Origin of the sequence: Desertivirga xinjiangensis (genome assembly GCF_024436435.1) — a bacterium.
Lineage (GTDB): Bacteria > Bacteroidota > Bacteroidia > Sphingobacteriales > Sphingobacteriaceae > Desertivirga > Desertivirga xinjiangensis.
The window spans coordinates 1,019,155-1,032,754 of sequence record NZ_JAFMZP010000001.1; the positions used below are offsets into that span (position 1 = coordinate 1,019,155).

Here is a 13,600-nt window from a genome sequence, read left to right on the forward strand (position 1 = left end):
GCAGCGCTCATTGGCTTTTTTTGTGAGTATGTCTTTAAGTAGGTTTTTGTTTAACACACGGCACCTATTCACTAGCAGCGCAACTCATTTTTTCGTCATCCTGAACTTGTTTTAGGACCTCTTGCCTGAGTTTGTCCTTAAGTTCAAGAGGTGCCGAAATAAATTCGGCATGACGACCGTGTTAAGAGCTTCTTTGCCCTGAACTTGATTTAGAATCGGCATAACGAGCTAATATTAGCTTTGGATACCTTGATTCGGCGTCAAGACATGGCTTTGAATTACAACTCAAACACTTCTCCCTTTTCTGGGATCACTACCTGATCATCCTGGTAGCCCTGGTCATCCTGTACCAGATCTGATCTTAAGGCCTGCATACTTTCAGGCTCTCCATGTACGAGGAACACTTTCTTTATCTGAGCCTTATCCTGGCTCTGAATAAGCCTTAGGAGGTCGCCATGATCGCCATGACCACTTAGAGTATCGGTTTGTTTGATGGTAGCATATACGGCCAATTCTCTGTCCCGAATATGAACTACAGGATCCCCGCGTAAAAGGCGATGTCCAAGGGTACCTTTTGCACTGTAGCCGATAAAAAGGATGGTGCAGTAGTAATTTTGTACGTTATAGAACAGGTGATCCTGGATACGGCCTCCTTCCAGCATTCCGGCCGAAGAGACGATGATGCAGGGTTCGAAATAATTTGATACATCCTTACTTTCCTGCAGGTTCTGTATATAGTACAGGTTCTCGAACTCAAACTCGTCGCCTTTTCGAAGATAGAAATCCTGAGCCTCTTCGTTCAGGTAACTATGATGTTTGCGGAATACTTCGGTTGCATAATTTGCCAGCGGGCTATCGACAAAGATCTTCACCCTCGGAAGTAATCCAGCCGAGAAAATCTTATTCAAAGAATATACCAGCGCCTGCGTTCTGCCGATGCTGAAAGCCGGTATGATCAGCCGGCCGGGGTTTTTAATACAGGCATTGTCGATGGTTTCCACCAGTACCTGTTCAACGGTTTTATCCTTCGTATGGTAGCGTCCGCCATATGTTGATTCGCAAACCAGATAATCTACCGGAGGCAATGGCTCCGGATCAACAATCACCGGATAATTCGCGCGGCCTATGTCCCCTGTAAAGGCGATCTTCTTTTCGACGCCGTGCTCGTTCACGTTTAGGACCACTGCTGCGGCTCCTAATAGATGACCGGCAGGAACGAATTCCAGGCTGATATCTCCATTAAGACGAAAGAGTTTATTGAAACTGATCGTTACAAAACGCTCGGTTGTTTCCATCACATGCTTTTGCAGGTACAGCGCCTTCGGACCCGATGAATGTCCGCGTCTTCGTTTGGAGTGCTTTTTTTCCTTTTTAAGAAAGATATTAACGGAATCGAGCAATAATAGTTCGGTAAGATCCGCAGTAGGAGGGGTGCATAGTATCTGCCCATCGAAGCCCATCCTGATCAGGGTCGGAATATTTCCCGAATGGTCAATATGTGCGTGAGTTAATATTAATACGTCGATGCTGGCCGGATCGAAAGGAAAATATTCGTTTTCCTCCAGCCTGGTATCCTTTTCATAGTCGAGCCCGCAATCAATAAGTATTTTATAGTTGCCGGTTTCTAAAAGATGCATGCTGCCCGTTACTTGCCGCGCAGCCCCCCAAATGGTTAGTTTCATTTAATGTTTTTCGAGTTTACTGCTTAAAGCCCCCAAATTAAGCTTCAAACTGAAGCTGGCTTAAATAGCGGTATAGTCCTTCTTCGTTTTGAATTAGTTCTTCATGTGTACCAATCTCAATCACCTGGCCCTTTTCAAGTACCACAATCTTATCCGCCTCGCGGATAGTAGAGAGACGGTGTGCAATAATTATGGACGTACGGTTCTTCATCAGAACCTCAAGCGCCTCCTGCACCAGCCGCTCTGATTCAGAGTCGAGAGATGAGGTAGCTTCGTCCAGTATCAAAATAGCCGGATCTTTAAGCAGGGCGCGTGCAATGGCTATGCGCTGACGCTGGCCGCCTGATAATTTCATTCCCCTGTCACCTACGATCGTATCATAGCCTTCCGGCAGGTGCTGGATGAAATGATGTGCATTGGCCTGTTTAGCCGAAGTGATTATCTCTTCGTCGGAAGCATTTAACTTGCCGTAAGCGATATTTTCCCGAATGGTGCCGCCGAAAAGAAGGACGTCCTGCGGTACAATAGCAACCTGGTTCCGGATGTCAGTAAGGGCAAAGCTTTCTGAAGGTCTGTTGTCAAAAAGCAAGCCCCCTTGCTGCGGTTCGTAAAAGCGTAAAATGAGCGAAGCTATGGTTGATTTACCTGCACCGCTTGGACCTACGATGGCTACCTTTTCGCCTGCTTTGGCACTAAAGGACAAGCCCTTCAAAACCTCCACTTCTTTGCGCGAAGGATAGGAGAAGTGAACATCGTTGAAGGCCAGATCGCCTTTGATCACTTGCTTGGTTATATTTTCCGAAGCTTCCATAGAAACTGCTTCGTTCTTTTCTGAAAGAATTTCAATGACACGTTCTGTTGCACCCAGGGCTTTTTGAACATTGGCATAAAGGTCGGGGAAGGTACCCATAGCAGCGCCAACGAACATGGAATAGAGGATGTAAGTGGTTAAATCACCAACCGACAGTTCGCCCTGAAGAACCAGAATGGAGCCATACCATATTACGCCTACGATAGCGCCAAACAGACAAAAAATGATAAAGGAAGCAAAGCCACCTCTCAGAGTTGCGCCTTTTAAAGCAATTTGAACAACCTCCCGAAGACTTTTATCATACCGTTTAGCTTCGTAAGATTCATTGGCAAAGGCCTTTACGTTGGCAATTCCCTGCAAGGTTTCCTGGACAATTGTGTTCGACTCAGCCAGCTTGTCCTGGGCTTGCCTGGATATCTTGCGGATTAGCCGGCCAAAGAATATAGCGGATATCACCAGGACCGGCAATACTGCCAGATTAAATAGAGTAAGTTTATGAGATACAAAGATCAGGAAAGCAATTCCACCAACCAACAGCACAATTTGCCTGATCATCTCGGCGAGTGTAGTGGTAATGGTATCCTGGATCTGCGAAAGGTCGGCAGAAAGACGGCTGTTCAATTCACCTACCCGTCGGTTTGCAAAGAAATCCATAGGTAAGGTGATCAGCTTGAAATAGGTATCGCGTCTTACATCGGCAATGGTTTTTTCTGCCACCTCTACAAATAAACGGACCCTGAAGTAGGATACGAAAGATTGAATGAAAAGAATAATAAAAGCAGTATAACCCAGGGCATTGATACTTGGGTGGATGAAATCAAATTTGTGCTTTCCCTGCGCGGCATCTATCATAGCTCCAAGCAGTGAAGGGAAGGCCAGGCCTGTTAAACTGGAAATAAAAAGGAATATTAAACCAATAATAAACTTCCATTTATAAGGTTTCAGGTAGGTTAAAAGCCCTTCTGCTTTCTGTATACTTGCTTTGTTTAGTTTTACTTTTGGAAGTTCTTCTTCCGGTGTAGTTCCGCTATTAAATCTGTTCCGGGCCATCGATCCTAAATAAAAGCGCATTATAGCGCACACAAAAATAAATTTTTATTCAAATGAATTTTTAGAGATAATCAGTTAAGCGTAATTTAAACGTAATTTAAATGATTTAATGAAATTCAACCCGTACAATATCGCCCAGATGCAAACCGAGAAGGCCGCTGGCATTTCCTTTGTTGATAGCAATTTCGAGGTGGTTGCTGATCCCGAACAAACAAAGTTTTTCGCCTTCAGGAACCTCGTTGTAATGCCAGCTAAGCTGGGAGATCGATTCGCTTTTCCGGAAGTACAGGGTGAAGGGCCTGTTCTGCTGAACTTTGGAAAACAGGTCTTTGGAAATGTTAGTGATCACATTCTGAAAGCCATCAATATAAATGACGCTTCCGCGAATAGTATCACGTTCTATCACGGGGTGAAGGTTCACTTTCTCCTCCAGCTCCTCCACGGGAATTCCTATATCATTTAATTTGCCTCCGTCGGCAATATGGCAGGATGCTTTAGAGAATATATCGGAAAGCGGAAAGTGCAGGAATTTAAGATCCTGCATAATATGAAGCTCAACCATCTCCTCTGGGGGAGTGTCGAACATCAGCGAAAAGATCCCGTTGTCAGCACCCACAAAATAATGGCCTTTATACTTTACTCCAAGGTAGCGGGTATGATCGCTATACACAGAATCAATACCGATCAGGTGTACAGTACCAGCCGGAAAGTAGTGGAAAGCGTTTTTTAAAACGAAAGCAGCCTGCGGGATGTTAAACGCTGAAATGCTGTGTGTGATATCAACAATATTAACCGTTGGCAACAGGCTCAGAATGCTTCCTTTCAGAGCAGCCTGATAAAAATCTTTGTAACCTAAATCGGTTGTTAAAGTTATTATTGCCATTAAAATGTGAATATTAATTATTAATCTTGTGATACAGATTTCAGCCTGCAAATATTGAATTTTAATTGCACATAATAAGTCAAAAACTAAAAAAAGCATAACTTGAACGAACTAAAGATTGATCTTGAGAACATTAACCCCGTAGTGCTTTGGGGACCGAACAATGAGTACTTTGAAGTAATCAAAAAACAGTTCCCGAAGATCAAAATTGTGGCCCGGGGAACTGAGGTAAAAGTGTTGGGCGATGTGGCGGAACTAACCAGTTTTAACAACAGACTTAAAGAGATAATAAACCATATTGAGCAATACAACAGCCTGAGCAGTAATGATCTGGAAAGATTTCTTGGCGCCAGGGTGTCAGTGCAGGCAGATGGTGAGCCAGGAGCTGACAAAGCTCCCGCGGGCGGCGGAGAACCCATTGTATTTGGTCCCAACGGTATCGTGGTAAAAGCCCGTACTGCCAACCAGCGTCGTATGGTAGAGAGTATCAATAAAAACGATATTCTTCTCGCTATTGGACCTGCAGGAACTGGTAAAACTTACACGGCTGTTGCCCTGGCTGTAAGGGCTCTGAAAAATAAAGAAATCAAACGTATTATCCTTACCCGTCCCGCGGTAGAAGCGGGTGAAAACCTTGGCTTTCTTCCAGGCGATTTGAAGGAGAAGATCGATCCTTATCTAAGGCCTTTGTATGATGCCCTGGATGATATGATCCCACCTGAAAAATTAAAGGTTTACCTGGAGAACCGTACTATTGAGGTGGCGCCTTTAGCCTTTATGCGGGGACGTACGCTGGACAATTGTTTTGTGATCCTGGATGAGGCGCAGAACTCCACCGATATGCAGCTCAAGATGTTCCTCACCCGTATGGGACCTTCAGCAAAATTTATTGTTACAGGTGATATCACGCAAATCGACTTACCAAAAAAACAGCAGTCTGGTTTACACACGGCCTTACGAATATTAACTGATATTAAAGGAATTGATATCATCTACCTTTCCGGGGAAGATGTGGTGCGGCATAAATTAGTGAAGCAGATTTTGAAGGCATACGGAGATATCCAGTAAAGATATTCAGGAAAAAAATTAATTTTGCGGCTTGCTTCCTGAGGGTGCAAGAAGTTATATTTCTTCGTCATCCTGAACTCGATTCAGGACCGGCATGACGATCTGAAGCTTTTCGATATCCTCATTAACATAGTTCAACTTTAACAAATTTTAATTTAACAATACATGTCTGCAATAAAAGAGACCAACTTTAAGTTCCCCGGCCAAACAAATTATTACAAAGGAAAAGTAAGGGATGTATATACCATCGCTGACAAATTCCTGGTGATGATAGTTAGCGACAGGATCTCTGCATTCGATGTTATTCTTCCTGAGCCCATTCCTTTCAAAGGGCAGGTGCTTAACCAGATTGCAGCCAAGTTTCTTTATGCTACCCAGGATATTGTTTCTAACTGGGTAATAGACATTCCTGATCCAAGTGTGACCATCGGTAAAATATGCGAGCCATTCAAAGTGGAAATGGTAATACGCGGTTACCTTGCCGGCCATGCCTGGCGCGAATATTCCGCCGGAAAACGCCAGGTTTGTAGCGTGAGCCTTCCTGAAGGCTTAAAGGAGAATGATAAGCTACCTGAGCCTATCATTACGCCAACAACTAAAGCTGCGGTGGGACACGATGAGGACATATCTCGTGAAGAGATCCTGGAACAGGGCATAGTGTCTGAGCAGGATTATACTATGCTGGAACAATATACTCGTCAGCTGTATCAGCGTGGAACCGAAATTGCTGCAGAGCGAGGCCTTATCCTGGTGGATACCAAATACGAATTTGGTAAAGCTGAAGGAAAAATCTATCTGATCGATGAGATCCATACTCCTGATTCTTCTCGTTACTTCTATAAAGAAGGATACGAAGAATTGCAGTCAAAAGGTGAGCCTCAACGCCAGTTGTCGAAAGAGTTTGTAAGAAAATGGCTTATTGAAAATGGCTTCCAGGGAAAAGACGGGCAGCAGGTTCCTGAGATGACTCCTGAGATCATTAACTCAATATCGGAGCGCTACATAGAACTTTACGAGCACATCACCGGCGACAAGTTCATCAAAGCAGAAGCCAGCCAGGTTTTAGGAAGAGTTGAAAATAATATTCTGGAAAGTCTGAACCGTTTATCCTAATTAAGTCATTTAATAAGTTTAAATGACTTTCGATTTAGCGCTAAAAAATTAATCAATAGGCAGAGCAAACCGCTGTGAATAGTTTTTTGTTAAGTTTTAAAACAAAGTGCGAAATTCCGGGACATAAGTTTATAAGACATGAAAATTTTTTGGAAACTCCGGAGAGTTTCCATCTTCTGTGCATTAAAAAACAATTGTTCTGATCGAAATAATTCTTTAATATTGTAAAAGCAATTGTGACTGTAACTTATGAAATTTACTGTAGATAAACACGAAAAGTATGTATTAATAAAACTGAATGAAGCAAAGCTAAACAGCTTAATTTCTCCTCAGTTGAAGTCTGAATTGATACTGATCAATACCGAAGGACTTCGTAATATTATCCTTGATCTTTCCGGAGTTAAGTATTCAGATTCATCAGGTCTAAGCAGCTTGTTAGTTGGCCATCGTTTATGCAAAAATGCTGAAGGCAGTTTTGTTATAACCGGGGTGAACGAAAATATCGACCGCTTAATAACAATTTCGCAGCTTGAGAACGTTCTTACTATTGTTCCTACAGTTGAAGAAGGGATTGATCTCATCTTTATGGAAGAAATTGAACGCGACTTGAAAAAAGAGGCCAGATAATTGCTTCAACACCGTATGAGGTTTGAAGTAACTATTTTAGGAAGCAGTTCAGCTACCCCGATTTTTAACAGAAACCCAAGTGCGCAACTACTGAATATCAACGAAAGATATTTCTTAATAGACTGTGGCGAGGGTACGCAACAGCAGTTATTAAGAAACGGTTTCAAGGCCCAGCGAATAGAACATATATTCATCAGCCATCTTCATGGTGATCATTACCTTGGTTTAGTTGGGCTTCTCTCATCCCTTCACCTGAATGGCCGTACAAAACCTTTATATCTTTATGTCCCGGCAGAGTTAAAAGAGATACTTGACATTCAGTTCAAGTACTCTCAAACCGAGTTGAGGTATCCATTAGTCTATGTCTTCACCAATCCGGCGAAGCCGGAAAGGATCTTCGAAAACCAGGACATTGTTGTAGATACTTTTGTATTAGAGCACCGGATTCCCTGCACTGGATTTCGTTTCAGCCAGAAGAAGAGACTTCGCAAGATCGTCAAAGAAAAGGTAGAGGAGCTGGATATCCCTGTCAATGTGATTCCTTTGTTAAAGAAGGGTTTTGATTATACGGATGCAATGGGCAGGGTGCACCCCAATGCGGAACTTACCACAGATCCCGATTTACCGAAATCTTACGCCTATTGTTCAGATACGATTTGTAACTGGAAATACCTGGAGCAAATTAAAGGCGTAGATACGCTCTATCACGAAGCTACCTTCATGCATGATATGCTGGAAAGAGCTCAGGAAACATTTCATACTACCGCATTGGAGGCGGCAGAAATAGCGTTAAAGGCAGGTGTCAAACAACTTATCCTTGGGCATTTTTCAGCCCGTTACCGCGAGCTGGAGCCTTTGTTAGAGGAAGCGAAAACAGTGTTTCCTAATTCCAGGCTAGCAATTGAAGGGCAAACGGTTGTTATTGAGTGAAGAAATTAGATTATTAATAGAAGCGAAAGGGACCGTAGGTCCCTTTCGCTTCTATTAATCTTTTCTACCGCCAAAGACCGAGAAGCTTACGTATCTCTTGGGGTTAGCTTTTAGATCGATCATCAGCTTGTTCAGGTTCTCAGCAGAGCTGTTAAGATTGTTATATAACTGTTTGTCGTTTATCAATTGCCCTAAAGATCCTTCACCATTATTAACCTTATTCACAGCCAGCTGGAAGTCGGCCACAGCCTTATCCGCATTTTTGATCGTCTGTTCAAAATTAGCTTTCGCGAACTGATCCGTTACAGATTCCAGATTAGTCATCACTGCACTGATCTTTTTGTTGTTCTGGGCAAAGTTTGAGGAAATAGATTCAAGGTTTGCAAAAATAGCCGATAAGCGACTACTTTCTGTGCCTACCATGTAATCCACTTTTTTAGTTGTCGACTCCAGGGTTTGCAAAGACTGCGCTATGCTTGCAAAGCTGCTGTTGAAATTGCGTTGAAACTCCGGACTGATCGTGTTATCAACCGAGGTGAGGATTGAGTCGAGACGTGTAATGATCTGCTCGGCTTTCTTTTGAACCGGCTGCATTTTAGTCATAAGGTCCTTTTCAGTGTTTGCCTGCAAAGTATCGCCAGCCTCTGCATACTCTTGTCCGGTACCGAGGTCGAACACAATAGCCTTACTTCCTAAAAGGTCGGTACTTTCAAGGCGGGCAACCGTATTTTTTGGGATCTCATACTCTGGATGGATCTTAAACTGAGCATCAATACGGCCATCCGGTCTTAAAGTAAGGGCTGACACCCTGCCGATCTGAAAGCCGTTAACTAAAACAGGTTTAGAGATGGTCAGTCCTTCTACGCTTTCATAAGTAGCGTAAAATTCCTTTTCGCTGGAGAAAACATCATTTCCTTTTAGAAAACTATATCCCAGCACTAGAACGGTGATGGAGACTGCTGCCAGTATGCCAACTTTTGTTTCGTTTGTAATTTTCAAAGCGTATTCGTTTTTTCAAATATAATCAATCAAGGCGTTAAAGCTCTACCTGCTTCTTGTATGCCTGAATTGCTTTCAACAAACAACTTACGATTTCGTTTTGGCCATAATCAGATACCATGTACTCTTCTTCTTCGCGGTTACATACGAAACCAATCTCAGTTAATACAGCGGGCATACCAGCTCTGGCCAGCACTGCCAAACTTTTCTCTTTTACACCCCGGTTAATACGGCCGGTTTTAACGTATTCGTCCTGCATCAAGCTCGCCAGGCGGATACTCTGATCGCGGAAGGCATTTTTCATTAAGGAAAAGATAATAATACTTTCCGGATCATTAGGGTCGTAACCCCCATAGTTCTCTTTGTAATCTTTTTCGAGGAGGATGGAGGCGTTCTCGCGGATAGCGATGTCCTGTTCATCTAAACGTCCGAAACCTGAAACAAAAGTTTCAGTTCCCTTAGTGGAGCTGCGTCCCCGGTAGTTTTTGGGCATGTCGTTGCAATGGATGGAGATGAACAGATCTGCCTTTACGTTGTTGGCAACCGCAATGCGTTCATATAAGGGTACGAAGACGTCGGTGGTGCGGGTGTAGACAACTTTTACATCAGGCATTTCACCCTGAATAGCCGCGCCGAGTTTTAAGGCAACCTGCAGAGCCAGCTCTTTTTCGGTCGCCAGGACACCACGTGTAGCTCCATCTTTACCTCCATGACCGGCATCGATCACTATTGTTTTTATGCGATAAGGGGGAGCTGAAACAGTCTTGTCGTTATTCTCTGTCTTCTCCACATTCTCCGCAAGACCATTTCTTGGAGATAAAGACCATAACATCAAAATAGTACAAGTTATTAAAAATCTAAATCTGCTCATTTTCTTCCTTTACCGGATAAATGCTCACAGGCTTAATCTTTAACCTTGAACTCTAAACCCTAAACCCTGCACTTAAGTCTTAGGAGACTTCAACTGTTTTTTTATACGCCTGTATTGCTCTTAATATATTAGTTACAATTTCACTTTGTCCATAATCAGAATTGATATACTCTTCTTCTTCAGGACAGCTTATAAAGCCAATTTCGGTTAGTACGGATGGCATGCCCGCTCTCTGTAAAATTAATATATTTTGTTCTTTTACACCACGGTCAACACGGCCAGTGGCGATGTATTCATTTTGCATCAAACTCGCTAGCTTAATGCTCTGATCCCGATAAGCATTTTTTAGAAGAGAAAAAACGATCATACTGGTTGGATCATTCGGATCGTATCCATCATACTTTTCCTTATAATCTTTTTCCAGTAAGATATCCGCATTTTCCCTTATAGCGACGTCCTGTTCATCCAGACGGCCAAAGCCTGCAACAAAAGTTTCTACCCCTCTAACCGAAAGGCGGTTTTTGGTGGTGTGTGGCATCGAGTTGCAATGAATGGAAATAAACAGATCAGCCTTTTCGCGGTTGGCGAGATTTGGGCGATCAATATTAGGTACAAACTCATCGGTAGTACGCGTATATAGAACCCTTACATCCGGGAAAGTTTTTTCTATTTCTTTACCTAACTTCAAAGCTACTTCAAGGGTTACTTTCTTCTCAACTGAAAATTTTCCTACAGCTCCTGTTGCTTTTCCGCCATGACCAGCGTCAATTACAATGGTCTTTATACGATAAGGGGGATTTGTTGAGTTATTAGGAAATGATACGGCAATTGATACCAAAGGAAGAAATGCAATTAGTAGGGCAAAGCCATAAATCAATCTTTTGAATGGTATTAATTTCATTAAATTTGAGCTGTAATTTATTGCAAAAATAATATTCATCATCACACACTTGAAATCTATCAGCATTTTTTTTATCCGATACGTGTTTCTGTTTCTTTTTGTTGCATTTACCTGCAATTTACAGGCACAGCAAACAGGTGTTCAGACAGATACCACAAAAAAAATCACTACTACTTTAAGGGATTCCCTGGTAACCGACTCTCTTAAAACGGATTCTTTGAATAAAAATTCTGCAACCAGATCCGGACTTAATACTGATATCGATTACCACGCTGAAGATTCGATCCACTTTAGTGTCGACCGGAATATAGTATATCTTTACGGAAAAGCACGCGTTTCTTACGAAGGAATGGAACTTTCTGCCGATTATATCCGGCTTGACCAGAAAAATAAAACGCTATTTGCCAGCGGTTTAAATGATAAATGGAACCGCTACCGGGGGCGACCTATCTTTAAGCAGGGCGAGGAGTCGCCTATAAGCACCGATTCGCTGGTGTTTAACATGGAGAGCAAAAAGGGTAAAACATACGGATCTTTTTCTGAAGTAGAGGGCGGATACATCTCTGCGGCACAGTCCAAAAAGAATCCTTACAACGAAATTTCATTCAGGAACGGTATATACAGTACCTGTAATTTACCACATCCGCATTTTGGTATTCATATTTCGAAAGGGCTGGTTACCGAAAAGCAGGTGATCAGCGGGCCCGCTTACCTGGAGATCGAAGATATCCCTATACCGGTGATCCTGCCTTTTGGATTTTTTCCTAAGACCAATAAACGTTCCTCGGGTTTTCGTTTCCCTACGTTCGGTGAAGATGCCACCCTTGGTTTCTTTATCCGGAATGCAGGCTGGTACTTCGGTATTAACGATTATTGGGATGCCGATGTATTAGGTACTGTATACAGCAAGGGATCGTATGAGGGAAGTTTGTTAACCCGCTACCGTAAAAACTACAAATATAACGGTCAGTTGAACTTTGCTTATGCATCTATCCGTAATGGTATTGAGGGTACTCCAGAATACAAACCGCGGCAAAACTTCAACCTGCAATGGTCGCATACCCAGGATCAGGCAGCTAACCCTGGTACTAATTTCGGGGCGAACGTAAACATATCCACCAGTTCTTACTTCCAGGATACACGGGCATCTGCAACCTATGATATTAACCGCCTGACACAGACCTCCCTGTCTTCGAGTGTGAACTATAGCCGTACATTTTTCGACAACCTGTTTAATTTCAATACCAGTTTATCACACAGGCAGGATCTTGCAACCCAGGTTGTTTCCTTGCAGCTGCCGGTTTTTAGTTTGGCGATGACCACCATCAATCCTTTTGAAAACAAGGAACGGACGGGAGCGCCTAAATGGTATGAAAAAATTTCGGTAGGATATAACATGAACGGGTCGAATACCATTGAAGAAAAAGAATATAATCTTCTTGACAGTGGTTTACTGAATGCCAGGAACGGAATTTCGCATGCTATTCCTATCAGTATGAACTTTAACGTGTTGAAATACCTTCAGTTCAGCACGAATTTCAATTATAATGAACGCTGGTCTCTGCAAACGTACAGGCAGCGCTATGACAGGTTTAACAGAGTGGTGAACAGAGAAGTTGTGCGTGGTTTTGCCAGAAACTATGATTATTCCTTTGGTGGCGGACTTTCTACTAAGGTGTATGGAATGGCCGAATTTAAGAAGGGCAAAATAAATGCTATCCGGCATGTAATGACTCCCAGCGCGAACTTTACCTATACTCCTGATTTCAGTAGTGACAATTTTGGCTTCTATGATACGTATAGAGACAATGCTGGCGTTGAACACAAGTATTCGATCTTTGAAGGAACTGTTTATGGGGGGCCCGGACGGGGGAGAAGTGCTGTTGTCTCATTCGGCTTAGACAATACCATTGAAGCAAAAGTGAAGTCAAAGTCTGATACCGCCAGTGCTTTCGAAAAGATCCCTATTATTCAGGGTTTGAACTTTAGCGGGAGTTATAATTTCCTGGCGGAGAACTACAAACTTTCTAATATAGGTTTTAGCGGCCGTACAGCTTTCTTTAAGCAGAAACTGGCAATCAGTTTTAACGGAACCTTCGATCCTTACCAGGTCGACAGTATTGGGACCCGGATAGATCGTTACACTTTCAGAGAGGGCAGACTTCCGAGGCTGGTTAATTTTGGATTCTCCACCGGCTACAATTTCAATTCGGAGGCTTTGCAAAAGAGGCAGGAGAACCTCCAGAACATGCAGGATAATCCCAATACCACGCCACAGCAGCAACAGGATATCAGCAGCATTCTTCGTAATCCGAACGAATTTGTGGATTTCACTATTCCCTGGAGCTTAAATGCGAGTTACAGCTTTGGTTATACCAAGGTCGGACTCAGGGGGCAGGTTACCAACTCACTGAATTTTAACGGTGACTTTAGTGTAACTCCTAAATGGAAGGTGTCTTATACTTCCGGCTGGGATTTTAAGCAAAATACATTCAGTCCGACATCATTTTCGATCAACCGCGACTTGCACTGCTGGGATATGGCCTTTACCTGGATGCCCTTCGGTTTATACAAAAGCTATAGCTTTGATTTGCGCGTAAGAGCCTCTATTTTACAGGATCTTAAACTAAGCAGAAGAAGTTCATACAACCCTTTTTAGGAATTA

At 42.9% G+C, this 13,600-nt stretch carries 11 protein-coding genes; 5 read left to right on the forward strand and 6 right to left on the reverse strand.

The genetic code is table 11. The annotated features are described in order from the left end of the window. Positions 1–278 precede the first annotated feature (278 nt). From J3P37_RS04195 to J3P37_RS04205, 3 genes are all read right to left on the reverse strand, one after another. The gene (locus tag J3P37_RS04195) at positions 279–1,682 is read right to left on the reverse strand and encodes an MBL fold metallo-hydrolase (RefSeq protein WP_256009749.1); all 1,404 of its coding nucleotides are present in this window, start codon (positions 1,680–1,682) and stop codon (positions 279–281) included. A gap of 37 nt (positions 1,683–1,719) precedes the next feature. Beyond that, complete coding sequence (locus tag J3P37_RS04200; RefSeq protein ID WP_256009751.1) at positions 1,720–3,543, reverse strand: ABC transporter ATP-binding protein; 1,824 nt, start codon at positions 3,541–3,543, stop codon at positions 1,720–1,722. Between the two features lie 106 nt (positions 3,544–3,649). Beyond that, positions 3,650–4,426, reverse strand: coding sequence for an SAM hydrolase/SAM-dependent halogenase family protein (locus tag J3P37_RS04205; RefSeq protein ID WP_256009752.1), 777 nt, complete (start codon positions 4,424–4,426; stop codon positions 3,650–3,652). Between the two features lie 102 nt (positions 4,427–4,528). On the opposite strand from J3P37_RS04205, the gene J3P37_RS04210 reads away from it, so the two are divergent. From J3P37_RS04210 to J3P37_RS04225, 4 genes are all read left to right on the forward strand, one after another. Then, the gene (locus J3P37_RS04210; protein WP_256009753.1) at positions 4,529–5,494 is read left to right on the forward strand and encodes a PhoH family protein; all 966 of its coding nucleotides are present in this window, start codon (positions 4,529–4,531) and stop codon (positions 5,492–5,494) included. 165 nt (positions 5,495–5,659) lie between these two features. Next, on the forward strand, positions 5,660–6,607 hold the full coding sequence (locus tag J3P37_RS04215; protein ID WP_256009754.1) for a phosphoribosylaminoimidazolesuccinocarboxamide synthase: 948 nt from the start codon (positions 5,660–5,662) through the stop codon (positions 6,605–6,607). 249 nt (positions 6,608–6,856) lie between these two features. After that, positions 6,857–7,234: an STAS domain-containing protein gene (locus J3P37_RS04220; RefSeq protein WP_256009755.1), complete on the forward strand. Its 378-nt coding sequence runs from the start codon at positions 6,857–6,859 to the stop codon at positions 7,232–7,234. Between the two features lie 15 nt (positions 7,235–7,249). Next, on the forward strand, positions 7,250–8,164 hold the full coding sequence (locus J3P37_RS04225) for a ribonuclease Z (RefSeq protein ID WP_256009756.1): 915 nt from the start codon (positions 7,250–7,252) through the stop codon (positions 8,162–8,164). A gap of 54 nt (positions 8,165–8,218) precedes the next feature. Here J3P37_RS04225 and J3P37_RS04230 read toward each other — a convergent pair whose 3' ends face one another. From J3P37_RS04230 to J3P37_RS04240, 3 genes are all read right to left on the reverse strand, one after another. Beyond that, positions 8,219–9,163, reverse strand: coding sequence for an MlaD family protein (locus J3P37_RS04230; RefSeq protein ID WP_256009757.1), 945 nt, complete (start codon positions 9,161–9,163; stop codon positions 8,219–8,221). A gap of 37 nt (positions 9,164–9,200) precedes the next feature. Next, entirely contained in the window at positions 9,201–10,034 is an 834-nt protein-coding gene (locus tag J3P37_RS04235) for an N-acetylmuramoyl-L-alanine amidase family protein (RefSeq protein WP_256009758.1), read from the reverse strand. 79 nt (positions 10,035–10,113) lie between these two features. Then, the gene (locus J3P37_RS04240) at positions 10,114–10,977 is read right to left on the reverse strand and encodes an N-acetylmuramoyl-L-alanine amidase family protein (RefSeq protein WP_256009759.1); all 864 of its coding nucleotides are present in this window, start codon (positions 10,975–10,977) and stop codon (positions 10,114–10,116) included. 40 nt (positions 10,978–11,017) lie between these two features. On the opposite strand from J3P37_RS04240, the gene J3P37_RS04245 reads away from it, so the two are divergent. Beyond that, positions 11,018–13,594, forward strand: coding sequence for a putative LPS assembly protein LptD (locus J3P37_RS04245; protein WP_256009760.1), 2,577 nt, complete (start codon positions 11,018–11,020; stop codon positions 13,592–13,594). Positions 13,595–13,600 lie beyond the last annotated feature (6 nt).

Coding starts and splice junctions, on each gene's coding strand:
- J3P37_RS04195 (WP_256009749.1), bottom strand. CDS start 1,682: ATGAAACTAACCATTTGGGGGGCTGCGCGGCAAGTAACGGGCAGCATG.
- J3P37_RS04200 (WP_256009751.1), bottom strand. CDS start 3,543: ATGGCCCGGAACAGATTTAATAGCGGAACTACACCGGAAGAAGAACTT.
- J3P37_RS04215 (WP_256009754.1), top strand. CDS start 5,660: ATGTCTGCAATAAAAGAGACCAACTTTAAGTTCCCCGGCCAAACAAAT.
- J3P37_RS04225 (WP_256009756.1), top strand. CDS start 7,250: ATGAGGTTTGAAGTAACTATTTTAGGAAGCAGTTCAGCTACCCCGATT.
- J3P37_RS04205 (WP_256009752.1), bottom strand. CDS start 4,426: ATGGCAATAATAACTTTAACAACCGATTTAGGTTACAAAGATTTTTAT.
- J3P37_RS04235 (WP_256009758.1), bottom strand. CDS start 10,034: ATGAGCAGATTTAGATTTTTAATAACTTGTACTATTTTGATGTTATGG.
- J3P37_RS04240 (WP_256009759.1), bottom strand. CDS start 10,977: ATGATGAATATTATTTTTGCAATAAATTACAGCTCAAATTTAATGAAA.
- J3P37_RS04220 (WP_256009755.1), top strand. CDS start 6,857: ATGAAATTTACTGTAGATAAACACGAAAAGTATGTATTAATAAAACTG.